Annotated in this window: 23 protein-coding genes; 7 read left to right on the top strand and 16 right to left on the bottom strand. The window is 65.8% G+C overall.

The genetic code is table 11. The features are described 5' to 3' along the window. Window positions 1–22: 22 nt before the first annotated feature. The 9 genes from ACSQ3P_RS06220 to ACSQ3P_RS06260 all read right to left on the bottom strand — a co-directional run bounded on the left by ACSQ3P_RS06220 (window position 23) and on the right by ACSQ3P_RS06260 (window position 9,080). The gene (locus ACSQ3P_RS06220) at window positions 23–1,402 is read right to left on the bottom strand and encodes an MmgE/PrpD family protein (protein WP_436164709.1); all 1,380 of its coding nucleotides are present in this window, start codon (window positions 1,400–1,402) and stop codon (window positions 23–25) included. A 29-nt stretch (window positions 1,403–1,431) separates the two neighbouring features. Then, window positions 1,432–2,310 (bottom strand): ABC transporter substrate-binding protein, encoded by an 879-nt coding sequence (locus ACSQ3P_RS06225; RefSeq protein WP_436164710.1) that lies wholly within the window; start codon window positions 2,308–2,310, stop codon window positions 1,432–1,434. Between the two features lie 11 nt (window positions 2,311–2,321). Further along, a complete protein-coding gene (locus ACSQ3P_RS06230) occupies window positions 2,322–3,104 on the bottom strand; it encodes an amino acid ABC transporter ATP-binding protein (protein ID WP_436164711.1) in 783 nt (260 codons plus the stop codon). Beyond that, window positions 3,101–3,985 (bottom strand): amino acid ABC transporter permease, encoded by an 885-nt coding sequence (locus tag ACSQ3P_RS06235; RefSeq protein ID WP_436164712.1) that lies wholly within the window; start codon window positions 3,983–3,985, stop codon window positions 3,101–3,103. Before ACSQ3P_RS06235 ends, ACSQ3P_RS06230 begins: the two co-directional genes overlap by 4 nt. Before the next feature lie 67 nt (window positions 3,986–4,052). After that, window positions 4,053–4,868 (bottom strand): ABC transporter permease, encoded by an 816-nt coding sequence (locus tag ACSQ3P_RS06240; protein WP_436164713.1) that lies wholly within the window; start codon window positions 4,866–4,868, stop codon window positions 4,053–4,055. Next, a complete protein-coding gene (locus tag ACSQ3P_RS06245) occupies window positions 4,865–5,719 on the bottom strand; it encodes an ABC transporter permease (protein ID WP_436164714.1) in 855 nt (284 codons plus the stop codon). Before ACSQ3P_RS06245 ends, ACSQ3P_RS06240 begins: the two co-directional genes overlap by 4 nt. Then, window positions 5,716–6,774, bottom strand: a complete 1,059-nt coding sequence (locus ACSQ3P_RS06250; RefSeq protein ID WP_436164715.1) for an ABC transporter ATP-binding protein — start codon at window positions 6,772–6,774, stop codon at window positions 5,716–5,718. The genes ACSQ3P_RS06245 and ACSQ3P_RS06250 overlap by 4 nt, the downstream gene beginning before the upstream one ends. Before the next feature lie 42 nt (window positions 6,775–6,816). Further along, window positions 6,817–7,848 (bottom strand): ABC transporter substrate-binding protein, encoded by a 1,032-nt coding sequence (locus ACSQ3P_RS06255; RefSeq protein WP_436164716.1) that lies wholly within the window; start codon window positions 7,846–7,848, stop codon window positions 6,817–6,819. A gap of 17 nt (window positions 7,849–7,865) precedes the next feature. After that, complete coding sequence (locus ACSQ3P_RS06260; RefSeq protein WP_436164717.1) at window positions 7,866–9,080, bottom strand: amidohydrolase family protein; 1,215 nt, start codon at window positions 9,078–9,080, stop codon at window positions 7,866–7,868. A gap of 276 nt (window positions 9,081–9,356) precedes the next feature. Here ACSQ3P_RS06260 and ACSQ3P_RS06265 point away from each other — a divergent pair, with 276 nt between their 5' ends. Then, complete coding sequence (locus tag ACSQ3P_RS06265) at window positions 9,357–10,337, top strand: agmatinase family protein (protein WP_436164718.1); 981 nt, start codon at window positions 9,357–9,359, stop codon at window positions 10,335–10,337. Here ACSQ3P_RS06265 and ACSQ3P_RS06270 read toward each other — a convergent pair. From ACSQ3P_RS06270 to ACSQ3P_RS06300, 7 genes are all read right to left on the bottom strand, one after another. Further along, window positions 10,301–11,248 carry a LysR substrate-binding domain-containing protein gene (locus ACSQ3P_RS06270; protein ID WP_436164719.1) on the bottom strand — a complete coding sequence of 316 codons (948 nt, stop codon included), beginning with the start codon at window positions 11,246–11,248 and terminating at the stop codon, window positions 10,301–10,303. The two genes, ACSQ3P_RS06265 and ACSQ3P_RS06270, sit on opposite strands and share 37 nt — an antisense overlap. A 224-nt stretch (window positions 11,249–11,472) precedes the next feature. Next, entirely contained in the window at window positions 11,473–13,515 is a 2,043-nt protein-coding gene (locus ACSQ3P_RS06275; RefSeq protein WP_436164720.1) for a dipeptide ABC transporter ATP-binding protein, read from the bottom strand. Beyond that, entirely contained in the window at window positions 13,508–14,359 is an 852-nt protein-coding gene (locus ACSQ3P_RS06280; protein WP_436164721.1) for an ABC transporter permease, read from the bottom strand. Before ACSQ3P_RS06280 ends, ACSQ3P_RS06275 begins: the two co-directional genes overlap by 8 nt. Then, window positions 14,359–15,315, bottom strand: a complete 957-nt coding sequence (locus ACSQ3P_RS06285) for an ABC transporter permease (protein WP_436164722.1) — start codon at window positions 15,313–15,315, stop codon at window positions 14,359–14,361. Before ACSQ3P_RS06285 ends, ACSQ3P_RS06280 begins: the two co-directional genes overlap by 1 nt. Before the next feature lies 1 nt (window position 15,316). Beyond that, entirely contained in the window at window positions 15,317–16,825 is a 1,509-nt protein-coding gene (locus ACSQ3P_RS06290) for an ABC transporter substrate-binding protein (protein WP_436164723.1), read from the bottom strand. A 166-nt stretch (window positions 16,826–16,991) separates the two neighbouring features. After that, the gene (locus tag ACSQ3P_RS06295; RefSeq protein WP_436164724.1) at window positions 16,992–17,654 is read right to left on the bottom strand and encodes a DUF1028 domain-containing protein; all 663 of its coding nucleotides are present in this window, start codon (window positions 17,652–17,654) and stop codon (window positions 16,992–16,994) included. Window positions 17,655–18,013: 359 nt separating this feature from the next. Further along, a complete protein-coding gene (locus tag ACSQ3P_RS06300; RefSeq protein ID WP_436164725.1) occupies window positions 18,014–18,919 on the bottom strand; it encodes a LysR family transcriptional regulator in 906 nt (301 codons plus the stop codon). 89 nt (window positions 18,920–19,008) lie between these two features. Here ACSQ3P_RS06300 and ACSQ3P_RS06305 point away from each other — a divergent pair, with 89 nt between their 5' ends. Genes ACSQ3P_RS06305 through ACSQ3P_RS06330 form a run of 6 tightly spaced genes read left to right on the top strand, consistent with a single transcriptional unit; the run spans window position 19,009 to window position 23,665 of the window. Beyond that, complete coding sequence (locus tag ACSQ3P_RS06305) at window positions 19,009–19,992, top strand: TIGR03571 family LLM class oxidoreductase (RefSeq protein ID WP_436164726.1); 984 nt, start codon at window positions 19,009–19,011, stop codon at window positions 19,990–19,992. Between the two features lie 20 nt (window positions 19,993–20,012). Then, window positions 20,013–20,837: an aldo/keto reductase gene (locus tag ACSQ3P_RS06310; RefSeq protein ID WP_436164727.1), complete on the top strand. Its 825-nt coding sequence runs from the start codon at window positions 20,013–20,015 to the stop codon at window positions 20,835–20,837. Between the two features lie 10 nt (window positions 20,838–20,847). Then, the gene (locus ACSQ3P_RS06315; RefSeq protein WP_436164728.1) at window positions 20,848–22,056 is read left to right on the top strand and encodes an MFS transporter; all 1,209 of its coding nucleotides are present in this window, start codon (window positions 20,848–20,850) and stop codon (window positions 22,054–22,056) included. 50 nt (window positions 22,057–22,106) lie between these two features. Then, window positions 22,107–22,433: a MoaF-related domain-containing protein gene (locus ACSQ3P_RS06320; protein ID WP_436164729.1), complete on the top strand. Its 327-nt coding sequence runs from the start codon at window positions 22,107–22,109 to the stop codon at window positions 22,431–22,433. A 12-nt stretch (window positions 22,434–22,445) separates the two neighbouring features. Further along, window positions 22,446–23,225 (top strand): SDR family NAD(P)-dependent oxidoreductase, encoded by a 780-nt coding sequence (locus ACSQ3P_RS06325; RefSeq protein ID WP_436164730.1) that lies wholly within the window; start codon window positions 22,446–22,448, stop codon window positions 23,223–23,225. Window positions 23,226–23,233: 8 nt separating this feature from the next. Beyond that, window positions 23,234–23,665, top strand: a complete 432-nt coding sequence (locus ACSQ3P_RS06330) for a PPC domain-containing DNA-binding protein (RefSeq protein WP_436164731.1) — start codon at window positions 23,234–23,236, stop codon at window positions 23,663–23,665. The last annotated feature ends 4 nt before the right edge of the window (window positions 23,666–23,669 follow it).

Consider the following 23,669-nt stretch of genomic DNA (forward strand, 5'->3'; position numbering starts at 1 on the left):
CATGAAAATCGTGATCTGCCGCTTAGAGCACCGGCAGATGCAGCGCGCCCAGCAGCTCGGCCGGCTGCACGCCCCGGCCCAGGCGTAGCACCGCATCTTCGAGCGCAGCCGCCTGCCTCGCACCGAGGATCGGCGCCGCCAGCGAACGATACTTTGCAATCACGCCATCGTCGGGCAGTGGGTTGGTGGCAGAGCCGGCCGGCACATCGATGCGCAAACGCCGCTGGACGCCATCCGTGAAATCGAGCACCAGCTCGGCCGCGACATTGGTCATGGGCTCAGTGCTCTCGACCACCTCGACGCGGCGCGCCTGGTCGAGAACCGCGGGATCGCGCCGCACCGCCTCGCTGAACATCGGCAGGTCTGCAGCTCCGTGAACCACCGCGACCGCGACCGCATAGGGCAGGCTCATCTGGGCATCGAGCAGGGTCGTGACGCTGGTCGCGCCGCACATGCGCACGATGGTCGGATGCACATTGACGCGAATGGCGGAGACGTTGCGGACGCTCGCCCCCTCCCCGCGCAAGCGCAGCATGGCCTCGACAGCCGCATGCGTGCCACGGCAGGAGGCATAGGGCTTGATCGAGGAACGGTGGATGCGCCAGTCCGAGCCGAGACCAATGGTCAGTGCCGCCCAGTCGGCCTCGCCCCGGGCATAAGTCGGCAGGAAGCCGCCCCAGGGCGCGTCGAAGATCGCCGCCGGCCCGGTCATCCCGGAGCGCGCCAGCAGCACCGCCAGCACGCCGGACGCAGCCGCATGGCCGGGATGCAGGCGCTTGGTCATCGCGCCGTCGCTCATGAACGCCCATGTCCCCGAAGCGAAGGATCCAGCAATCCCGAGCGCGTTGCGCGTCGTCGCTTCGTCGCAAGCCAGGAGACGCGCCACGGCCGCAGCAGCCCCGAAAACCCCGCAGGTGCCGGTCGAATGCCAGCCGGCATTGTTGTGCGCATTATAGCCGCCCGATGCCTCGAGCACGCGCCGGCCGAGATCATAGCCGATCGCGACGGCGGCGATCAGGTCACCCTCATCGGCACCGGCAGCGAGAGGCAGCGCAGCCAGCACGGCCGGCACCACGACCGCGCCGCTATGGTCGCAGCCGCTGGCGTCGTCGAGTTCGAGCGCATGCGCCGCCGTACCGTTGACGAGCGCGGCAGCGGCAGGCGCCGCGGTCTGCGCCCTGCCCCAGAGGAGCGCCGGACCACCGTCGCCATAGGCGATCCGGGCCGTCGCGAAGGCAGCTTCCGGCTCGGGCTGCCGGACACCCGCGAGCGCGGCGCCGAGCGTGTCGAGCACATGCCGGCGCACGGCGTGGATCGTCTCCGGCGGCAGATCCTGCACGCGCAGGCCGGCATAGAAGGCGGCGAGCGTCTCGGCCGCCGGACGGGTATTGTCTGGGCGCATGCGATGATCCTCGGCTCTTCCAGGACCGCTTACTTCTGGCGCGGTTCGGCGTTGATCATCGTCGCCTTGACCGTGGCGTAGGGCATCTCCCATTTGTCGAAGATCTTGCCGTAGGTGCCGTCCTTGATCATGGCGTCGACCGCATCGGCGACGACGTCGCGCAGGGCGGAATTGGTCTTGGCGAAGCCGAAGCCGGCATAGTCGATGGCGACCGGCTCGCCGATCAGGGTGAACTTGCCGCGATCGGGCGAGTCCTTCTGCTCGTTGAGGTAGCGGATCGCGTCGACACCCATCGCGGCCGCGACGACGCGGCCCTGCAGGAGCTGGACGCGGGCGTCGGCGGTCTTGTCGACAAGCACGTATTTGACCTCTGGCAGGCCCTTGGCGACACAGGTCTTCTGGTCGAAGTCCTGCATGCGGATATAGAAGATGCCGTTGCGGTTGACCGAGACCGGCTTGCCACAGACATCCTCGACCTTCTTCAGATCGGCGCCGACGGCCGGCATGGTGAAGAGCTGCGTGCCGGTCGAGAAATAGTCGACGAAATCCGTCTTCTCGCGTCGCGCCGGGATGTCGGTCATGCCCGAGGCGCCCATGTCGATGCGGGCCGTATCGAGCGAGTTGATGAGCTGGTCGAAGGACTGCTCGCGCCATTCGACCTTGAGGCCGAGACGCTTGCCGATCTCCTCGGACAGATCGATATCGAGGCCCGTCAGCTTCAGCGTCATCGGGTCCTTGAATTCGAGCGGCGGATAGGTCGGGCTCGTGCCGACCACGAGCTTTCCCGTCTCCTTGATCCTGGCGGGAACGCGCGCGGCGAGATCCTGGGCCTGCGCCGAGGCGCAGGCGAGCAAGGTGGCGATGCTGAAGCCGAAGGCCAGGCGAAGCGTGCTGTTCGTCGATGGCATGGGAATCTCCCTCATTGTTGTGCTGGATTCGTGGAATTGAGCCGCTGCAGGAAATCGCGGGTGCGCGGCATCTGCGGATTGGCGAAGAGTTCGGCAGCGGGCGCGCATTCGACGAGCTGCCCCTGCTCCATGAAGGCGACGCGGTCGCAGACATCGCGGGCGAAGGCGAGTTCATGGGTGACGACGACCATGGTGCGCCCGTCCCGCGCGAGCCGCTTGATCGTCTCCAGCACCTCGTCGACCAGTTCGGGATCGAGCGCCGAGGTCGGCTCGTCGAAGAGCAGGATGTCGGGCTGCATCGCCATGGCGCGGGCGATGGCGACGCGCTGCTGCTGCCCGCCCGAAAGCTGCACGGGATAGCGCTCATAGAGTCCCTTCAGCCCGACGAGGTCGAGCAGCCGGCGGCCTGCGGCCTCCGCCTGAGTGCGCGGGGTCTTCTTCACGACGACAGGCCCGCGCACGACGTTCTCGAGCGCCGTCATATGGGCGAACAGGTTGAAGCGCTGGAAGACCATGCCCGTGCGCATGCGCTGGGCCGACAACTCCCTGTCGGAGAGCTCGTGCAGGCGTCCGTCGCGGAAGCGATGGCCGACGAACTCGCCATTGACGTAGAGATCGCCGCTGTCGACCGTCTCCAGGCTGTTGAGGCAGCGCAGGAAGGTGCTCTTGCCGCTGCCGGAGGGGCCGATGATGCCGAAGACCTCGCCCGGCTTCACCTCGAGCGAGATGCCGCGCAGGACCTCGACGCTGCCGAAGGATTTGCGCAGGTCGCGCGCCACCACCGCCGGGGTCATGCCGGCTCTCCCTGGATCACCGGAGCCGCTCCGGACGTCCGGCGCGCGGCGCGGCCGAGATGGCGTTCGAGCCAGGACTGGCCGATCGACAGCAGCGTGACCGTGGCGAGATAATAGATCGAGCAGACGATCAGCATCTCGATGACGCGGTTGTTGACGAAATAGATCATCGACGCCGTGTGCATGATCTCGTTGTAGGAGATCACCGCGGCGAGCGAGGTGTGCTTGAGCATGCCGATCACCTCATTGCCGATCGGCGGGGTGATGACGCGCAGCGCCTGCGGCAGCACGACATGGCGCATCACCTGCGGCCCGGTCATGCCGACGGCCTTGGCCGCTTCGACCTGGCCGGCATCGACCGAGGTGATGCCGGCGCGGATGACCTCGGCGGTATAGGCCCCCTGACAGACGCCGAGGCCCAGCAGCGCTGCCAGGAAAGGCGTCATCACATCGACGGTGCGTGCCTCCCAGAGACCGGGGATGCCCATTGTCGGGAAGATCAGCGCCAGGTTGAACCAGAGCAGGAGCTGGAGATAGACCGGGGTGCCGCGGAAGAACCAGATATAGGCGCCTGCGACCACGCGTGCGACCGGATTGGCCGAGAGCCGCATCAGGGCCGCGATCAGCCCAAGCAGGATGCCGAGCGCCATGGCCAGGACCGTCATCAGCACGGTGTTGGCGAAGCCGGTAATGATGGCCTGCGCCGTCAGGAAGCGACCGACAAAGGCCCATTCGATCTGCCCGAGCGCGAAAGCCCGGACGACCAGGGCCAGGCCGACGAGGCAAACGATCGCCACCACCCAGCGCGAGGGGTGGCTGAGCCTCACCCGCGCGACATTCGCTAGGACAGGCAGTCCGGAATCTGTGGTTGTCGCGCTCATGGCGCCGGTCGTCCTTTCAGCTGGATCATTCTTCGAGCTGGGTCATTCTTCGCGCGCGGATGTCCCGTCACGACATGTCGAGGAAACGGTCGAGCCCCAGCAGCCATTCGATCGCGAGGACCACGCCGATGCTCAGCAGGATCAGCAACGTCGCCATCGCCGCCACCGTCGGGTCGTCGATGTCGCGGATATAGCTGTAGGCCTCGACCGGCAGCGTCGTCGTGTTGATATTGGTCAGGAAGACGGCGATCGAGAAATTGTCCATCGCCTCGACGAAGGCGAAAGTGCCGCCGGCGACGAGGCCCGGCGCAAGCTGCGGCATCGTCACCCGCCAGAACGCCGCGAACGGGCTCGCACCGAGATTGCGCGCCGCCTTCTCCAGATCGGGATCGAGCCCCGACAGGTTGGCGACCAGCGGGCGCAGCACCAGCGGCAGGGTGAAGCAGATCATTGCGACCGTGATCGGCCAGAAGCCGGGGCCTATGCCCGTCTGCGCGACGAAGCTGAGCGCCGCCGTGCCGCTGATGACGCCCGGCACCAGGAGCGGCGCCGAGATCAGCGCCATCATCAGGTCTCGGCCGGGGAAGCGATGCCGGACCGCGACGATCGCAGTCGGCGCGGCGATGGCGAGCGCCACAACGGTGGTGATGGCAGAGATCGCCAGCGAGTTCTGCAGCGCCGCCATGAAGCGGTCGTTCTCGAAGAAGCGCTGGAACCATTGCAGCGTAAAACCCTGCGCCGAGAACAGCGCGTAGTTGTTGCGGCTCAGGGCGTAGAGCACGATGAAGGGCAGCGGCAGCAGCACGAAGGCGAGCGTCGCCAGCCCCCATATGGTGACGACCGCCGAAACCGGCCGGGTATGATCGATGGCGCGGCGCTTCATGCCGCCTCCCCCGCGAAGCGCACCGCAACGAGGCGGCGCAGTCCGCCGACGACCGCAAGCATGAGCAGCACGAGCAGGAAGAACAGCACCGCCAGCGCCGCTGCGGAGGGAATGTCGTAGCTCGCCTGGATGCGGTCATAGATCGCCGTCGCCAGCACATGCACCCGCCCGCCGCCGAGCATCTGCGGGAACAGGAAGGCGCCGAGCGAGAGCGCGAAGCACAGCGAGGTCGCAGCCGCCAGCCCCGGCAGCGAGAGAGGCAGCGTGACCGAGACGAAGCTGCGCAGCCGCGAGGCGCCGAGATTGCGCGCGGCGTGTTCGAGCTGCTCGGGAATGGTCCGCAATGCGCCAAACAGCGTCAGCACGAAGAAGGGCAGCACGAAGTTCAAGACCGAGACGACGACGGCGAACTCGTTGTTGATCAGCGCAGCCCTCGGTAGTCCAACCGCGCGCAGCCCCTGATTGATCAGCCCCTGATTGCCGAGGATGATCAGCCAGGCATAGGCGCGCGTCACCCCGCCGGAGAGGAACGTCGCGACGAGGCAGAACAGGATAGTGCGGCGCAGGCTGCGGGAGTGGGAACGCGCCAGCACGCGTGCCAGCGGATAGCCGAAGAGCACGCATAGAACGGTGATCTCGGCGGAGAGGCGCAAGGTCGTCAGGACTGCGCGCCAGGCCCCTTCTGAGCCCAGGAGCTTGGTATAGTTCGCCAGCGTCGGCGGCCCGTGGAAGACGGCGCTGCCGGGATCGAGCACCATCAGGCTGACGCTCGCGAACGAGGCCAGCACGACCCCAAACAGCGTCAGAACCAGCAGAGCCGGCAGCACGAGCAGGATGGTGGCGCGGCTCATGACGCCAGCACCGTGCAGCGGCTGGCCGCGAGCCTGATCGAGACGGCAGCACCAAGCTCGAACGGCGGCGCATCGCGGCGCACTTCCGTCACCGTCACGGTCAGGCCGGCTGCGATTGCCACCTCGTAGCGTACGGATGCGCCGAGCATCTGGACGAAGCCGATCGTGCCTTCGATATCGCCCTGACCGGGCGGCAGGACGGTGATTGCCTCGGAGCGGATCGCCAGCGTGACGGCGCCGGGCCTTGCAGCGGACGCACCGACCCCGACGATCCGCTGGCCGGCCAGCTCGACGACATCGTCGCCGAGGGAGCGCCCAGGCAACAGGTTCTCGACGCCGGTGAAGGTCGCGACATAATGCGTCCGTGGATGATCATGAATATCGAGCGGCGTGCCGATCTGCTCGATGCGCCCCTCCTTCATCACCGCGATGCGGTCCGACAGCACGATCGCCTCGCGCTGGTCATGGGTGACCATCACCGTGGTCAGGCCGAGATTGCGCTGGAGCTTGCGCAATTCGACCTGCATCTCCTCGCGCAGATTCTGGTCGAGGGCGCCAAGCGGTTCGTCGAGCAGCAGCAGGCGCGGCTCGGTGACAACGGCGCGCGCCAGCGCCACGCGCTGGCGCTGGCCGCCGGAAAGCTGCGCCGGGCGCCGCTCTGCCAGTTGCGTGATGCGCACGAGCGCGAGCGCCTGCTCGATGCGCCTGGCGGCTTCCACCTTGGGGACACGCGCCATGCGCAGGCCGAAGCCGACATTGTCGCGCACGCTCATATGCGGAAACAGCGCATATTGCTGGAAGAGCATCGCCGTGCGCCGCTTCTCCGGCGGTGTCACCAGGATCGAGGTACCATCCAGCCGGATATCGCCGGCGTCAGGCACCACGAAGCCGGCGATCGACTGCAGCAGGGTGGTCTTCCCACAGCCCGACGGCCCGAGCAGGGCGAGCACCTCGCCCGGCTCGACGGCAAGCGAGACGCTCTCGACAGCCTTGACCGCGCCATACGCCTTGGCGACGCCGTCGATCTCCAATCGGGACGAGGATGCCTTGCTCATCGCGCAAACCGCTTTCTTCAGGGCTTCGGGTTTGCGGCAGCGCTATTTCGCAATGGCCTTGTTGAACTCCTCGGTCCATTCGCCGAGGCGCTGGTTGATCTTCGCCTCGTCGAAGGTCACGGCGTTCTCCGGCGTCGGCAGCACCTTCACCAGCGCTTCGGCCGGGGCGACCTCCTTGTTCACCGGGCCGAGATTGTAGATGTCGGTCATGTGCTTCTGCCAGTCGGAGGCAAGCGAGCGGTTGATGAAGGTGGCGGCGGCATCCTCATTGCCGTTCTTGACCATCATCATGCCCTCAAAGATCAGCGGCGTCGGTTTCGGGCTGACCATCGCGACCGCGATATTCTGGTCGGCCAGTTCCTTCACTGCCGAGGGCGAACCGATCATCGCCATGATCTCGCCGCGCGCCAGCGCCCGGCGGGCGTTGGTGTCGGAAGAATTGAACATCGCGACATGGTCGCGCATCTTGCCGAGGAACTCGATGCCCGGCTTCACATTGTCGATCGAGCCGCCGTTCAGAAGCGAGGTGATCAGGATGGTGCGGCCGGGATAGACGGTCGGCGCCGGCAGCGCGATGGCATTCTTGAAGGCCGGCTGGAAGATGTCGCTCCAGGCCGTGACCTTGCCTCCGGGCACCAGATCGGGCCGGTAGACGATGCCGGTCGGGAAGTACCAATAGGCGACGAACATATCGTTGGAGGCGCCGGGGATCAGCTTGCCGAGATTGGGCAGCTTGTCCTTGGGGAGCGGCAGGAACAGCTCCTTGTCGGTCGCGGCACGCATGGCGATGGCCTCGCCGGTGAACCAGACGTCGACGCCCGGGCTCTGGCGCGAGGCCTGCAGCTTCGCCAGCCCCTCGGCGGAGCTGTTCTGGATGATCGGCACGATCTCGATGCCGGTCTCCAGCTTGAAGGCCGGCGCCAGCGGCTTCAGCACGCGCTCCCAGGTCGAGCCGAAGGTCATGACCTTGACCTGCTTGCCCTGCGCGAAGGCATTGGACCCGGCGCCGAGAACCACTGTAGCCGTGATCGCCGCCAGGAGGCCGCGCCTGGAAAATGTCTTGTTCGATGTCATGACCGTCCCCTTTTTCGTCATTGGTTGGCGTCATCTGCTCTGCTGAAAACAAGCCGACCGGCGCTCATCACCCAGGCGATGCGGTCGTCCTCGCCGATGAAGACGAGGTCGGCATCCATGCCCGGCGCGATGCCGCCCTTGCGGCCGGCAAGGCCCAGCACCCGGGCGACGTTGCTCGTCACGAAGGGCAACGCCTGCGCCCAGCCAAGCCCGCCCTCGGTCGCGAGGCGCTTGAGATCCCGAAACAGGATCGAGGGCGGCACGGCGACGAAGCCGCCCTGCCCGCCCGCTGCCGGCACAGCCACTCCGGCGTCCGACGACAGGGTGATCCGGTCCTCCGGTACGCCGGCATCGAGCGCGCGCTGCACAGCCTCGACAGCATCGAGACCCGTGGGAATGCCGTCTCGCGGCCCCAGACAGCAGGTGAAATCGATGATGCCGCCAGCCCTGGCGAAGCGGATGCCCTGCTCGAAGACGGGCGAAACATCGGGAGCGCGATTGACATGGGTGGGGACCGCCTGTGCCGGCGGGAAATCCATTCTCTCGACGAGGTCGAACAGCATGGTCAGCCCGCTTTGCAGCCGGCCGACATGGAGATGCAGCACCGCAGCCTTGCCGCTCATCGCCTTCGCTTGCACCAACTCCCCCGCCAGAGCAGCGAAGGCGGGAAAGTCGAGATTGGGGAAGGCCCGCTCGGCAATCGCGCTCTTGGCGCCGATGACCTTGTCGACCAGAACGATGTCCGAGCGCACGCTCTGGGTCAGATAAGGCGCCGGCAGCGCCATCGCGCCGGAATAGATGAAGCTGGTGAGCCCGGCCCGGTCGAGCTCATGCGCCTTGCGCAGGAGCAGCGGCAGGGTCTTGGCCTCGATCTCGCTGCCGAGCAGACCAACGGCCGTCGTGACCCCGGCCGAGGTGAAGGCCTCGAAGGACAGTTCGGGCATGCGTGCCTGCGGCCCATCTCCGTCGCCACCGCCAATGAAATGCACATGCTGGTCGATCAGGCCCGGGACCAGCTTGCCCGGAGGCAGCGTCACCACCTCGACGAGACCGGGCAGCAGCGTGGTCGCGGCCAGATCGGGTCCGATCGCCAGGATCCGGCCGCCACCGATCAGAATGTCCTGCGTTCCGATCGCGGCCGGTGCGAACACCTCCGGCGCACGCAGCAGACGCAACGGTGCCGCGTCCGAACTCGTGACGACGCCTAAACCGTGATGGTCTCCACGGCTCATTGCGATCCCCTCTTCGCAGCGCCTGCATGGCGCTCGCCAACCGGGCTCTCACGGCCCTTGCACAGCTATCAAGCAAGACGCGGCTCGCCGGGGCAAATGATGAATCCTCAGTCAAATCATGACGTGGCATCACGTATAAAACGCAGCCATTTCGATTAATTGTTGAGCGCTGCCTTCATAGCTGAAAATCTCTCACCTGAAGGCTGATGAAGCTTCACTTCACCAAGCCGCGCCCGGCATGTCTAATCTCGCTCCACGGACAGCAAGGAGCGCACCTTGAAACATCTCGATCTTCTCCCACCCGGCCTGATCGTCAACACCATGAAGGGCGATGTGGCGGAGCATCGCGCCGGCGCCTGGCTGAGCTGGGACGGCACGCTCGATCTCGACTGCGCCATCGTCGGCGTGCCCTATGACGGTGCTTCGGTGGTCAGGACAGGCTCGCGGCATGGCCCCGATGCCGTGCGCCAGGGCCTGATGTATTTCACCACCTATTCGAGCCGCGACCGCCGCACCATGACGGATTTCCGCGCCGCCGATATCGGCGACGTTCAGGTGGTGCTCACCGATATGGAGGGCACCTTCAAGCGCATCACGCAGACGGTCAGCACGCTGGTCTCGCGCGGGATCGTGCCGGTGATGATCGGCGGCGACCATTCGATCGCTTATCCCAATATGCGCGGCGTGATCGAGGCGATGGGCCCGGGCAAGAAGCTCGGCGTGATCCATTTCGATGCCCATCACGATCTGCGCAAGGCGCATCTGGGCGCGGAATCGAGCGGCGTGCCCTTCCGCAAGACGCTGGAGATGCCCGGCACGCTGCTGAGCGGCCCCAATCTGGTGCAGATCGGCATGGCCGAGTTCACCAACTCGCCGCAACTCGACGACTACGCCAAGGAGATGGGTGTCACCGTCGTCTCCGGCCTGGAGGTTCGCGAGCGCGGCATGGCCGCCGTGGTCGAGCAGGCGCTCGCGGTCGCCGGGAACGGTACGGACGCGATCTACGTCTCCGTCGACATCGACGTGCTGGACCTGTCGCAGGCGCCGGGCACCGCGGCGCCCAACCCGTTCGGCCTTTCCGCTCACGACATCCAGTATGCGCTGCGCCGGATCGGCGCGAGCGGCAAGGTGATCGGCGCCGATCTGGTGGAGATCTCACCGCCCTTCGATCCGCGCAACATCACCGGCTCGACCGGCGCCTCGCTGATCCTGAGCCTGCTCTACGGGTTGTCGTCGAAGCCTATTGCCGCCGCCTGATCGCCTCCGTTCAGATTGACCGCCTGGCCGAAACGCCCGAGCAGCCAGTGCAGGAACAGCCTGGTGTTCGAGCGTTCCAGCCTGGAGGTATCGCACAGCACGTACCAGCCGCCCGTCGCCTGGATCGTGCCGGCGAAGGGCCGCAGCAGCGTGCCTTCGCCGATATGCGAGGCCGACAGCGTGTCGCTGACGAGAACCACGCCGGCCCCCTCGGCGGCGAGATCGATCGCGATGCTGAGGTCGTTGCAGTACAGATGGCGGCGGAAGATCTCGAAATCATGCTCGCCTTCGCCGGCAAGCCAGCGCCGCCATTCTGTACCGTCGTCCTGATGCAACAGCATCACGTCCTGAAGGTCGGACGGCCTGGCGAAGCTGCGGCCGGCGCGCTGGAACAGGAGCGGGCTGCAGGCAGGCGCGATGGCGATGTGCTCGAGCAGAGCCGACCATTTCGCCTTCCATGAGCCGCTGCCGAACTGGATGCCGAGATCCGCATCGGCAACCTCGGCGACGCGATCATTCTCGACCAGCTGGATATGGCACTCGATGGCTGGGTGGTCGTAGCAGAAATCCGCGAGATATTTTGCGAGCCACTTACTGGCAAACATGGGCGAGCAAGCGATGGTAAGCCGCCCTCCGACCTGATCGGCATCTGCGAGGCTATGGGCCGTGCGGGCGATATCCTGCAGCGCCGTGCCGACCGTGCGCGAGAAAATCCGCCCGGCATCGGAGAGGACGACGCCCCTGCCCGATTTCTCGAACAAGTCGACGCCAAGCGCCTCCTCCAGCCGCCTGAGCTGATGGCTGACGGCGCTGTCGGTCAGGCTCAGTTCGACCGCGGCCTTCGCCAGGCTCTGGTGGCGGGCAGCAGCCTCGAAGGTGCGCAGCGTGGCGAGCGGCAGGTTGCGGATCACGGCGTCGAGATTCCGGGCATCGTTCTAAGGATCGGCAATCGTAGTGCCAAATTGCCAGCCGTCATCAACTTCCGGCCGCGCCCTGCATTTCGGTGGCATTGCCGGCAAAGTCGCCGAAGACGACGAGAGTATTTTCGAGCGAAGCGGACACCGGTCGCATGTAGAAAGCGCATTAAAACAATGACCTAGAGTAATTTAATGATCTAATTTGATCGGAAGTTTCTCTAGGACAAACCCAGTGCGACCGTCTCCAGCTGCGTGTCCGGCAAATGACACGCCATCATGACGCCATTGCTCAGCCGGCGCTGCGTCGGCACCTGCGTCCGGCACAGGCTGCCGAGCTGCTGCGGGCAGCGCGAGGCGAAGGAACAGCCTTTTTCGCCGGGAGTAGCCATGGCGTTCTCGGCCAGCCTGATGCGGCTGCCCGCCTGTGACCTTGCCGAACCCACGACAGGAACGGCAGACAGCAGCGATGCCGTATAGGGGTGGTGCGGACCGCGCAGGAGCTGGGCCGCCTCGCCCTGCTGCACGATGACGCCACGATACATCACCGCGATCCGGTCGGAGATATGGGCGATCACGCCGATATCGTGCGAGATGAACAGATAGGACAGGCCGAACTGCGCCCGCAGGTCGGAAAGCAGATTCAGCACGGCGGCCTGAACGGAGACATCGAGCGCCGAGACGGCCTCGTCGCAGACGATAAATCTCGGCCGCCCCGCAAGGGCGCGCGCAATGCCGATGCGCTGCTTCTCCCCACCCGACATCTGGTGCGGATAGCGCGAGCGATAGCTGCGCGGCAGCCGGACCAGATCCAGCAGCCGGTCGATCTCCGCGCCCACCGCCGCCCCCTTGGCGATCCCGAACAGTTCGAGCGGACGCTTCAGGATCTCCTGAACCGTATGATGCGGGTTAAGCGCGGAATCCGGATTCTGGAAGATGATCTGCGCCTGCTGGCAGAAGCCGCTGGAGGGGCGCAGCGGAACCTCAGTGCCACCGAATTCGAGCTGCCCCGCATCGGCCGGGACCAGACGCAGAAGCAACCGCCCAAGCGTCGACTTGCCGCTGCCGGATTCTCCCACAAGGCCCAGAACCTCGCCGCTGCGGACCTCGATCGTCACATCGTCGACCGCGACGACACTCTTGCGCGGCGCCAGCTTCGGCCAGCCGCCACGCCAGTCGAGACTGCGCCAGAGGCCGCCATGGCCAGCGAAACGCCGGCTCATGCCCCGCGCCTCGAGCAAGGGCCTGCGCTCCGACGCGGCCTCCATCGCCGCCGGGGACTCTTTCTTCTGCTCCGGCCAGGGCAGAGCGGCTGTCTCCGCCGCCCGGTGGCAGCGCACGCGATGATCGCCCTCACCTGCCAGGGCCTGGGGCTCGACGCATGACGGCGCCGCGAAGGGACAGCGCGGCGCGAAATTGCAGCCGGGATCGACCAGCGTCAGATCCGGCAGGTTTCCCTCGATCGAGGTCAAGCGCTGCTTGGCATGGCTGATGACCGGCATGGCAGCCATCAGCCCGCGCGCATAGGGATGGCGCGGCCCGGCGAGAACCCGGGCACAGGGCCCCTGCTCCACCACGCGGCCGGCATAGAGCACCGTCAGGTCGTCGCAGATCCGGTCGACGATACCGAGATTATGGCTGACCAACAGCAATGAGATCCCGCGCCGCGCCCGCAGCGCGTCGAGCAGATCGAGGATCTGCGCCTCGACCGTGACGTCGAGCGCGGTCGTCGGCTCGTCGAGCAGCAGCAGCTCCGGCTCGCAGCCGAGCGCCTGGGCGATCACGGCGCGCTGCTTCATGCCGCCCGACAATTGATGCGGATAGGCCTTCAGCACCGCGGCGGGATCGTGGATGCCGGTCTCCGCCAGCAGCCCTTCGGCTCGCTCCATTGCCTCGCGCCAGTTCATGCCGCGATGCAGAGTCAGCGGTTCGGCCACCTGCATGCCGATGGTCAAGGCGGGATTGAGTGCCGCCGAAGGATCCTGGAAAACGGTTCCGATCCGTCGCCCGCGCAGGGATGCGGCGACCTTCAGCAGATCCTGCCCGTCGAAGCGGGCTGCATCGGCCGTGACCGCAGCACCCTTGCCCAGCAGGCCGAGCATGGCCAGCAGCATCGATGATTTGCCGGAGCCGCTTTCGCCGACGAGGCCCATCGCGCCGCCGCGCGGGATCGCCAGCGAAACATCGTTCAGCGCCGTGACCGGGCCGTTGGCCGTGGCGTAGCGCAGCGACAGGCCTTGAATATCGAGCAGGAGGTCAGCCATGACCGCGCCCCTGCATGCGAGGATCGAGCAGGTCGCGCAGGCCCTCGCCGACGAAATTGACGGCGACCAGCAGGACGCAGAGGCACAGCCCCGGCGCGAGACCGATCCAGGGCGCGCGATCGAGGAAGGGCCGGCTTTCAGCGATCATCAAGCCCCATTCGCTGGCGGGCGGCTGTGGGCCGAGACCGAGAAAGGAGAGCGCGGAACCCAGCAGGATCGCGAAGGTGATGCGCAGCGAGGTCTCCACGATGATGGTCGGCCAGACATTAGGCAGAACCTCGCGCCAGAGGATGTAGAAGGTCTTCTCCCTGCGGGCGGCGGCGGCCTCGATGAAATCCTGCGCCAGCACGCCGAGCGCCACCGAGCGCGTCAGGCGCGTCATGATCGGCACATAGACCAGCCCCACCGCGACGATGGTCTTACCCAGCCCCGGCGAGGTCACGGCCAAAATCAGCAGCCCGACCAGGATCGGCGGCAGCGAGATCATCAGATCGATGATCCGCATGATCACGTCGTCGACCCAGCCGCGATAGAAGGCTGCGATCAGCCCCAGCGGAACACCGATGACGAGGCTGATCGCCGTGGCGCCGAAGCCCATCGCCAACGAATAATAGCCGCCGGCCAGGATGCGCGAGAGCACATCGCGGCCGAACTCGTCGGTGCCGAACAAGTGCAGGCCGGAGGGCGGCTGCATGCGGCTGCGGACCGCGAACATGGTGGGATCGTAAGGTGCGATCCAGGGCCCGATCAGCCCGAGCAGGACCATGACGACAACGATGGCGGCTCCCGCCACGAGAATGAGCGGCACATGCCGGCGGCGGCGTTTCTGCGCGACGGCCGTCATCAGTGCGCGGCCCCCAAGCGGATGCGCGGGTTCAGCATGGCCGATGCGAGATCGGCGACCAGCGTCGCCAATGAATAGACCGCCGTTACAACCAGCATCCCGGCCTGCAGCAACGGGATGTCATGATTCTGGATGGCGTACATCAACAGGCTTCCCAGCCCCGGAAAGGAAAACACAGTTTCCGCCACGACGATGCCGCCGATCAGGATGCCGGCGTCGATGGCGAGCACCGTAATCGCCGGCAGCATGGCGTTGGGCAGCGCGTGCCGCAGCAGCACCAGCCGCTCGGGCACGCCCTTGGCGCGCGCGGCCAGGACGTAGCGGCTCTCGATCGCCTCCAGCATCGACGAGCGCACCATGCGCGAGACATGCGCCGTCAGGCCCAGCGACAGGCAGATCACCGGCAGGATCAGATGCCGCAGCCATTGCAGCAGGCCGGCATCCGCAAGCGGCGTATAGCCAGTCGCCGGCAGCCAGCCGAGCCAGACCGCGAAGACGATGATGGCGACGGTGCACCAGAAGAATTCGGGGATGGCGATCAGCGTGTACTGCATCATGGTTAGAGCACGATCGCTCAACGAACCGCGATGGACGGCGGAGTGAATGCCCAGCGCGATGCCCATGATCGCAACCAGCAGCAGGCTCATGCCGCCGAGCACAGCCGAGCGTTCGAGCGCCCCGCCGATCAGCCTGGCGACCGGCTGATCGATCGAGAGCGCCTGGCCGAACTCGCCACGCAGCACGCCCGAGAGCCAGCGCCAGTATTGCACCAGGATCGGGTCGCGCAGGCCGAGCTTCAGCTCCAGTGCCGCCACGGCATCGGCCGTGGCGTATTCGCCCAGCACCATATGCGCGACCGAGCCGGGCAGCAGATGGATTGCAGCGAAGACCACCGCCGACATGGCGAAGAGAACGACGACCATGCCCAGGATGCGGCGCGCGGCATAGACCAGCATGTCAGGCGAAGCTTGCGTTGCGCAGATCGAACCAGCGCATCGGATGGGCGGTGACGCCCTTCAGCGCGCTGCGATAGGCGCAGCCGAAATTCACCGCATAGGCGAAGAAGCCCGGCGGATTGTCGAAGAGCAGGCGCTGCAGCTGGACATAGTGCTCGCGCTGCTGGGCGGGATCGATGGCTCTTCGCGCCGCCTCCAGCGTCCTGTCGACATCGGGATTGTTGTAGTGCCAGAGCAGGTTGTTGAAGACGCCGGTCGAGTGGAGGAAGGAATAGGTCGCGGTATCGAGCGTCGGGCGCGCCAGATAGCCGTCGACATAGAGCGGCGCCTTGCCGGACACCTCCGCCAGATAGCGCGCCGCCGGCACGCGCTGGATTTCGATGTCGAAGCCGCCGGGGCGAGCAAGCTGCTGCAGCGTGACGCCGAGCCGTTCGCGAGTGGCGCGGCCGACCGGAATGACCAGCGGAACCTTGACGCCGTTGGGATAACCAGCCTCGCGCAACAGCTTCCGCGCCGCCGCCGGATCGGACTTGGCGATCGGCAGATCAGTTGCAAAGGCCGCGCTCGACGGCGCGATCGGGCTGTGAACCGGTGCCCCTTCGCCGAAGAGCGTCAGATCGATCACGTCGCGCTTGTCCACGGCCAGATGGAAAGCCTTGCGGACACGCACATCGTTGAAGGGAGCGATGGTGTTGTTCATCACCGCCGTATCCCAGGATGCAGAGGTGACGCTTTCGACCCGCAAGCTGGGGTTCTCGCGCAGCACCTTGATATCCTCAGGGTTCAGCTCCCAGACGATATCGATGTCTCCCGCCTTGAGTGCATTCAGCCGAGAGCTCATCTCGGGCATCATGCGAAGCTCGACGCCGGCGAGCTTGGGCAAGCCCTTCTCGAAATAGTCGTCGTGACGCACGAGCACGATCCGGTCGCCTGGTGTATGGCTGCGGAAGCGGAACGGGCCGGTGCCTATGGGCTGGGTCGCCATGGTCGCGATGGCGTCGGCCGGGACGATCTTGGCCTGGCGATCGCCGAGGATGTCGACGAAGCCGGCATAGGGATATTTCAGCGTGAAGGTGACGGTCAGCGGGTCGCTCGCCTCGATCGCCTCGATCATCTCGAAGGTATTGCGGGCGATCGCGCCCGTGGCCGGGTCGACGATGCGGCGGAAGGTGGCGACCACGTCGGCGGAGGTCATTTCGCGTCCGTTGTGGAATTTCACGCCCGGCTTCAGCTTGAAGGTGCAGGACTTCAAACTGCTGTCCCAGCTCCAGCTCTCCGCCAGATCGGGGGCGATCGTCATGTCTTCCTTGATCCGGACCAGGCCGTTGAAGACGAGCACGTCGTAGATGTACTCGTCGGCGCTGCTGGTCATGGTGGGATCGAGCGTCCGGATCGAGCCAGCCATGGCGATGCGGGCAATATTGGCCCCTTGGGCGCGGGCGGGCATGGGACCGAGCAAGGCGGCAGCGCCGGCACCCGCGACAAGGTCGCGGCGGGAGAGGATCGTCACGGCTGTTCTCCTTCACAGATGCGGCGTTGGATGATCGTGCTGGAGCAATTTCGGATCCTATTGGATCGTTCAATTGCCCTATGTCTTTGTCTTAACGCGTTTTCTTCAAGCGAAGCGGTGTCCGATTCGCTCGAAAACGCTTTACCCCGGGAAAGGCGACGCAGGCTCACTTGACCCAGTATTTCGAAGCTTCGGGATCGAGCGCGCGCTCGACATAGGAGGCCATGACCGGCGTGTAGTTCTCCCAGAGGAAGCGCAGCTGGGCGATCGCGGCGCGGTCGTAATCGACCCGCAGATCGACCAGCGGGAAGGTTTCCTCGTGGACTACGAGCAAGGCGGCCGACTTCTCCTGCTTGAGCTCCCCACCGGCCTCGTAGCCGGCCTCCAGCGCCGCCATCAGCCTTTCGCCGAGATGCGCGTCGGGAAGGCTCGCGAAGGTCTCGGTCATCGCGCTGACGACGGATGGCGTGCGGATGATGTTCCCGATCGCGACACAACCGTCGGCCTGCGAGGCGTGATGCGTCGAGAGGATGCGCTTGCCATGGAACCAGGCCGTGCCACCGTGCCTGTCTATGATCGCGAGCTGCCGGTGCTCGATCTCGGGCCCGGCATCCGTGAGGGTGGCGATGGCCTCCGCCGCCGTCTTGCCCTCCTCAAGCAGGGCTATGCCGCGCGGCCCCAGCCGGGGATCCGTGCAATGCTGGGTCAGAACGGCCCCGACGCCAGCTTTCGCGAAGGGGCAGCGGCTTCCCACGGCAATCGACGACGTCGTGACCGCAAGACCGAACATGCCTGTTCGTCGGCACATGCCGGCGATGGAATAGGTCATCGCAGCCGGCTCATCGCTCGGCGAACAAGGCTGTGTCCAGCCATTGGAGCGATCCACACAAAGACCCGTCGATCGCTCACTGTCGCGTCATTCTGCATTGCCTCTCCATCGGACGTTGACGCCCTCTCCGCAGTCCATTCTGCCGCCAGCAAGAACCGAGCCTCGGCCAGCGGCGCCGCCAGAAACATGGGCTGGAGCATCCCCAACCGACCGACGTCCCACCGAGGCAGAGTGTGACGAATGGGCAGGCGCAGCAATCGGGGCAGCTATGCTTTATGCGATGGTGCCATTTGGCCGGCGAATACCGATCTCGGAGGTTCCGGCTCGCAAGCCGCTTCAAATTCATCCGCCGGCACGAGCTATGGCTCGTTCAAGAAGTGCTGAAGCCGCGGGCTGACGAAATCGAGGAAGACGCGAACGCGCTGCGGCAACCGGGGACCGCCAAGATAGAGCGCGTGAATCTCCTCCTCGTCGCCCTTGACCGCGTCCGACAGAACTTCGACCAATCGTCCGGCGGCGATGTCGGCGCGGGCGTGATAGTCGCCGAGGCGTGCCAGGCCGACACCCGCGAGCGCCATGCGCCGTACCGTCTCTCCATTATTGGCGAGCAGCGCGCCATTCACCGTGCGATCAACAATGCGGCCGCTTTCCCTGAGCGGCCAGACGGGAGCAGCGCGGCGGAAGTTGAAGCCAAGACAGTTGTGCCGCTCAAGATCGTCGATCGTCCGGGGTGTCCCGTAGCGGGTGAGATAATCCGGCGCCGCGACAATCTTGCGGTGGGCGACGCCGATCCGCCGCGCCATCATGGTCGAATCCTGTAACGCCCCGACGCGGAAGGCGACATCGGTACGGTCCAGATAAAGATCCACGATCTCATCAGACAGCGACAGATCAACGATGATGTTGGGATGCGCTTGCCAGAATGCCGGAAGCAAGGGCTCCAGGCCGAGCACGCCGAAGGCGACGGAGGCATTGACGCGAACAGTGCCGCCCGTATTCGCCCCACCCTGCGCCAGGTCACGCTCCATGTCCTCAAGCTCCGACAGCAGCGCGAGGCTTCGTTCGTAGTAGATTTGGCCCTCGTTGGTCAGCGAGAGACGGCGGGTCGAACGCTCCAGCAGGCGGACGCCGAGGCGCGCCTCGATCCGGCCGATCAGCTTGCTGACCGTCGAGGGTGTCATGCGCAGCAGCCGTGCCGCCTCGGAAAAGCTCCCGGCTTCGACGACCCTGAGGAAGACCTGCATCTCGCCAGCGCGGTTATCCATTACGGCCTTCCTATCTGTGAATCTGCTTCACAGATAATGTGGAGGGTGAGCGGATTATCAAGCACGTCTGCGGGGCCCATCTTCCCTGCATGTCAAAAATTTCCGCACTCGACCTGATCAGGACGACCGACCGGCTGACGCTCGGAATCGAGCTCCCGCTCGACAATGACTGGTCTCCCGACGGCGAGGCGCGTCGCATTCTCGACGGACGCCCGCGCGGCGTACCCGGCCTCTCCGCGCAAAGCGACCTCCTCCGCAAGATCGACAGCCTGGGCTTTGCGGCGCTTTGGGTGCGCGACGTCCCCGTCTTCGATGCCGTGAACATGGGCGATGCCGGCTCAGTCTACGATGTTTTCGCCTTTCTCGGCTTTCTCGCGGGTATCACCCGCTACGTTGCGCTCGGCACCGCCGCCGTGGTCCTGCCCATCCGCCATCCGCTGATGACGGCAAAGGCCGCGGCCTCGATCGACGCCCTTTCCGGCGGACGGTTGATCCTCGGCGTGGCGAGTGGCGACCGGCCGATCGAGTATCCCTTGCTCGGGATCGACTTCGACAGCCGCGGGCAGGCTTTCCGCGATGCGGTCGGCTATCTCCGTGCCGCCTGGCAGGACGGCGGCCTGCCGGTTGACGGGCAGCGCCTGCCGTCGCTCGATCTCCTGCCTCGGCCGGCACAGGCGAGCATCCCGCTCATCGTCGCCGGCCGCGCCCAGCAGGACGAGGAATGGCTCGCGGCGACCATGGATGGCCGCTTCGTCTATCCCGGCAGCGTTGATCGGCTGATCGCGCAGGCGAGCGATTGGACGAACGCGACCGGCGGCATGCGCCCCTTCATCAGCGCCTTCCATCTCGATCTCCTCGACGATCCCGACGCTCCGGCCCAACCGATCCGCTTTGGCGCACGGATCGGGCGCAAGGCGCTGATCACGCATTTCCGCGCGCTTGGGTGCGGAGGTGTCGACCATATCGCGATCAATCTGCGGCAGTCGGCGCGACCGCTTGGCGAGGTGATCGAGGAACTGGCGTCGGAGGTCATTCCGGCGCTCGCCGACAACAAGGCGGCACTGGCCGCGTGACAATCACAGGAGAACGACCCATGCAGATCGTAAAGGCGCACGGCGCCGAAATCCCCGCCCTTGGCTTCGGCGTGTTCCGGATGTCGGACGCTGAAGTGGAGCGCGTCGTTCCAGCCGCTCTGGAAGCCGGCTTCACACATTTCGACACCGCCCAGATCTATGGCAACGAAGCGGCCCTCGGCCAGGCCTTGCACGTCGCTGGCGCGCGGCGGCAGGATCTCTTCCTGACCACCAAGGTCTGGGTCGACAACTACAGCCCGCAAAAATTCGCGGCGTCGGTCGACGAGAGCCTCGACAAGCTCAGGGTCAATCAGGTCGATTTGCTCCTGCTGCACTGGCCGGCCGACAAGGTCACCATCGCGGCTCAGATCGAGATGCTCAATGCCGTGCAGGCAGCCGGCAAGACCCGCTTCATCGGCGTCAGCAACCAGAACGTCGCGCAGCTCAGGGAGTCGATCTCGTCGAGCAAGGCAGCGATCGTCACCAACCAGATCGAACTGCACCCCTATCTCGACCAAAGCGCGATGATCGAGGCTGCCCGGGCGGCCGGCATCGCGCTCACCGCCTATTACGGCATGGCAGACGGCGCGGTGCCGCGCGATCCGCTGCTCCAGCGCATTGGCAAGACCTACGACAAGAGCGCCGCGCAGGTCGGGCTGCGCTGGCTGATCCAGCAGGGCTTCATCGCGCTATCCAAGACCGCCAAGGCCGAGCGTGTCGCCGAGAATTTCGCCGTCTTCGATTTTTCTCTCAGCGACGAGGACATGGCGGCGATCGGCAAGCTGGCTCGTCCCGATGGCCGGCTCGTCAGTCCTCCCGGCCTGGCACCCGCCTGGGACGCCTGAGGAACAGGACATGACCACTGCAACCTCAAGCATCCAGCCCAAACAGGGTGATGCAGCCGGTATCAACTGGCCGCTTCTAGCCCTGGCCGTCGGCGCCTTCGGCATCGGCACGACCGAATTCGCGCCGATGGGGCTCCTGCCCGTCATCGCGGAGGGGGTGAATGTCTCGATCCCGACTGCCGGCCTGCTCGTCAGCGCCTATGCGATCGGCGTGATGATCGGCGCCCCGGTGATGACGCTCACCTTCAGCCGGTTCGGCAAGCGCACCGCACTGATGCTGCTGATGAGCATCTTCACCATCGGCAATCTCCTGTCGGCGCTGTCACCCGACTACTGGACGCTGCTGGCCGCGCGCCTCGTCACCAGCCTCAATCACGGCGCCTTCTTTGGGCTCGGCTCGATCGTCGCCGCGAGCGTGGTGCCGAAGGAGAAGCAAGCCAGCGCCGTCGCAACCATGTTCATGGGGTTGACCATCGCCAATATCGGCGGCGTGCCGGCGGCGACCTGGATCGGCCAGCAGATCGGCTGGCGCATGGCCTTCGCGGGCACGGCGGGGTTGGGGCTCATCGCCATCGCGGCGCTGTGGCTCGCCTTGCCGAGGGGCGAAGCCGGCACGATGCCGGATGTCAGGCGGGAACTGCGTGTCCTCACGCGCCCGGCCGTGCTGCTCGCCATGGCGACGACGGTGATGGGGGCTGGCGCCATGTTCACGCTCTACACCTATGTCGCGCCGACCTTGACCGAACTGACCGGCGCCTCGGAGGGCTTCGTCACGCTCGCCCTCGTGCTGATCGGCGTCGGCTTCACCATCGGCAACGGACTCGGCGGAAAGCTCGCCGACTGGTCGCTCAACGGTGCGACCAGGATCTTCCTGGGCGCGCTCGCGCTCATCATGCTGGCGCTGCCCTTCGTGCTTTCCAGCCATGTCGGCGCCGCGATCGGGCTCGTCGTCTGGGGCGCAGCGGCCTTCGCCATCGTGCCGCCGGTCCAGATGCGGGTGATGCAGGCGGCATCGGAGGCGCCGGGCCTTGCCTCGTCGATCAATGTCGGCGCGTTCAACCTTGGCAATGCGCTCGGCGCGGCCGTCGGTGGCGCCGTGATCAGTCTCGGCCTCGGCTATGCGGCCGTGCCGGTCGCGGGCGGGCTGCTCGCGGCTGCAGGGCTGGGCCTGGTCTGGCTCGGACGCGCCCGCCCGAAGCTAAGGGCATGCGAAGCGTGACATGCCGCGTTTCGAGATCGAACAAGCGAGATAGAACAGGGATGAATGAGATGTCTTTTCCGCTGGCCGGACAACGCTTCGAAGTCGACTATGGCGATCTCGTCGCCACCAACGCCTATGCCCAAGCGAGCCTCTCGCTGACCTACGAGATCACGAGCGGTGCGCTCACCGGAAACAGCGCGACCGTCGCGTTCGCGTGGCGCCATCTATTCGGCGGCACCTATGCGATCTCCTGGCAGGAGGCCGACGGCTCGACCGTCGTTCATATCGACGATTTCGAAGCAGGCCGCTCATTGGCCTTCTTCACCACTCCCGACGCTCAGTTCTTCCGCTTGGAAGGCAGTCTGAAGCCGCTGGAACCCGTCCATCAGAATTGAGGAGACGACCCCATGGATCTGCAACTCACCGGCAAGACCGCGCTCGTCACCGGCGCGACCGCCGGCATCGGACTGGCGATCGCCAGCTCACTTGCCGCGGAAGGCGCGAAGGTCGTCATTTGCGGCCGCTCACAGGCCAATCTCGATACTGCCGCCAGCGCGATCGGCGGCAGCGTTCGCGCCGTGCTCGCCGACCCGGCCAGCGCTGAAGGGGCGGCGGCACTGACCGCCGCTGTGCCGGACATCGATATCCTCATCAACAATCTCGGCATCTACGAATCCAAGGAATTCGGCGAGATCACCGACGAGGACTGGCGTCGCTTCTTCGAGATCAACGTATTGAGCGGCGCCCGCCTCTCGCGGCACTATCTGCCGGGCATGCTCGCACGGGACTGGGGGCGGATCATCTTCATTTCCAGCGAAAGCGCGGTCCTGGTTCCACCGAATATGATCCATTACGGCATGACCAAGACGGCGCAGCTCGCAATCTCGCGCGGGCTGGCGGCGACGACCAAGGGCACGCGTGTCACCGTCAATTCCGTGCTGCCCGGCACGACGCGCTCTGCAGGTATCGAGGACTTCCTGCGCAGTGTCGCCAGCGACCCTAACCTTCCCGCCGGCGAGATGGAGCAGGAGTATTTCGCCAAGGAACGCCCAAGCTCGCTGATCCAGCGCATGATCGAACCCGAGGAGGTCGCCAGCCTTGTCGCCTATCTGGCAAGCCCGCTCTCGGCGGCGACGAACGGCGCCGCGTTGCGGGTCGATGGCGGCATCACGCCGACGATCATATGAGCCCCGCCATGCGCGAGCCCAGACGCCATATCGCGACGCCGACCGGTTTCCTGATGGTCCTGCGCCCGGGCGACGATGTCTTCGCGCGGCTTGAGGCCTTGATGCGGGAGGAGGCAATCCCATCCGCTTTCATCAGTGGCCTCGGCTTCGCAGGCCATGTGACCTTCGGCTTCTTCGATTACGAGAAGAAGGAATACGCGCCGAAGACGATGAACAACCTGGAGCTGACGAACCTGTCCGGGACGCTGGCCTGGAAGGACGGCGAGCCATCCATCCATGCCCATGGCACCGCCGGAGACGACAGCTTTCGCACCTTCGGCGGCCATCTGCTGGCGCTCGAAGTGGGGCGCGGTTCGCTGGAGATCAGCGTGACCGTGATCCCGACCCGCCTGGAGCGCGCGGTCGATCCCGGCATCGGCGCAAACGTGCTGCAGCTCTGAGCGA

Source organism: Allobosea sp. LjRoot9, from assembly GCF_964252745.1.
Taxonomy (GTDB): domain Bacteria; phylum Pseudomonadota; class Alphaproteobacteria; order Rhizobiales; family Beijerinckiaceae; genus Allobosea.

Excerpts from the sequence above, each read along its gene's own strand:
- ACSQ3P_RS06250 (WP_436164715.1), bottom strand. The coding sequence starts at position 6,774 with ATGAGCAAGGCATCCTCGTCCCGATTGGAGATCGACGGCGTCGCCAAG.
- ACSQ3P_RS06315 (WP_436164728.1), top strand. The coding sequence starts at position 20,848 with ATGACCACTGCAACCTCAAGCATCCAGCCCAAACAGGGTGATGCAGCC.
- ACSQ3P_RS06280 (WP_436164721.1), bottom strand. The coding sequence starts at position 14,359 with ATGACGGCCGTCGCGCAGAAACGCCGCCGCCGGCATGTGCCGCTCATT.
- ACSQ3P_RS06285 (WP_436164722.1), bottom strand. The coding sequence starts at position 15,315 with ATGCTGGTCTATGCCGCGCGCCGCATCCTGGGCATGGTCGTCGTTCTC.
- ACSQ3P_RS06300 (WP_436164725.1), bottom strand. The coding sequence starts at position 18,919 with ATGGATAACCGCGCTGGCGAGATGCAGGTCTTCCTCAGGGTCGTCGAA.
- ACSQ3P_RS06255 (WP_436164716.1), bottom strand. The coding sequence starts at position 7,848 with ATGACATCGAACAAGACATTTTCCAGGCGCGGCCTCCTGGCGGCGATC.
- ACSQ3P_RS06330 (WP_436164731.1), top strand. The coding sequence starts at position 23,234 with ATGCGCGAGCCCAGACGCCATATCGCGACGCCGACCGGTTTCCTGATG.
- ACSQ3P_RS06235 (WP_436164712.1), bottom strand. The coding sequence starts at position 3,985 with ATGAGCGCGACAACCACAGATTCCGGACTGCCTGTCCTAGCGAATGTC.
- ACSQ3P_RS06225 (WP_436164710.1), bottom strand. The coding sequence starts at position 2,310 with ATGCCATCGACGAACAGCACGCTTCGCCTGGCCTTCGGCTTCAGCATC.
- ACSQ3P_RS06320 (WP_436164729.1), top strand. The coding sequence starts at position 22,107 with ATGTCTTTTCCGCTGGCCGGACAACGCTTCGAAGTCGACTATGGCGAT.
- ACSQ3P_RS06310 (WP_436164727.1), top strand. The coding sequence starts at position 20,013 with ATGCAGATCGTAAAGGCGCACGGCGCCGAAATCCCCGCCCTTGGCTTC.
- ACSQ3P_RS06325 (WP_436164730.1), top strand. The coding sequence starts at position 22,446 with ATGGATCTGCAACTCACCGGCAAGACCGCGCTCGTCACCGGCGCGACC.
- ACSQ3P_RS06260 (WP_436164717.1), bottom strand. The coding sequence starts at position 9,080 with ATGAGCCGTGGAGACCATCACGGTTTAGGCGTCGTCACGAGTTCGGAC.
- ACSQ3P_RS06305 (WP_436164726.1), top strand. The coding sequence starts at position 19,009 with ATGTCAAAAATTTCCGCACTCGACCTGATCAGGACGACCGACCGGCTG.
- ACSQ3P_RS06295 (WP_436164724.1), bottom strand. The coding sequence starts at position 17,654 with ATGACCTATTCCATCGCCGGCATGTGCCGACGAACAGGCATGTTCGGT.
- ACSQ3P_RS06230 (WP_436164711.1), bottom strand. The coding sequence starts at position 3,104 with ATGACCCCGGCGGTGGTGGCGCGCGACCTGCGCAAATCCTTCGGCAGC.
- ACSQ3P_RS06275 (WP_436164720.1), bottom strand. The coding sequence starts at position 13,515 with ATGGCTGACCTCCTGCTCGATATTCAAGGCCTGTCGCTGCGCTACGCC.
- ACSQ3P_RS06220 (WP_436164709.1), bottom strand. The coding sequence starts at position 1,402 with ATGCGCCCAGACAATACCCGTCCGGCGGCCGAGACGCTCGCCGCCTTC.
- ACSQ3P_RS06245 (WP_436164714.1), bottom strand. The coding sequence starts at position 5,719 with ATGAGCCGCGCCACCATCCTGCTCGTGCTGCCGGCTCTGCTGGTTCTG.
- ACSQ3P_RS06240 (WP_436164713.1), bottom strand. The coding sequence starts at position 4,868 with ATGAAGCGCCGCGCCATCGATCATACCCGGCCGGTTTCGGCGGTCGTC.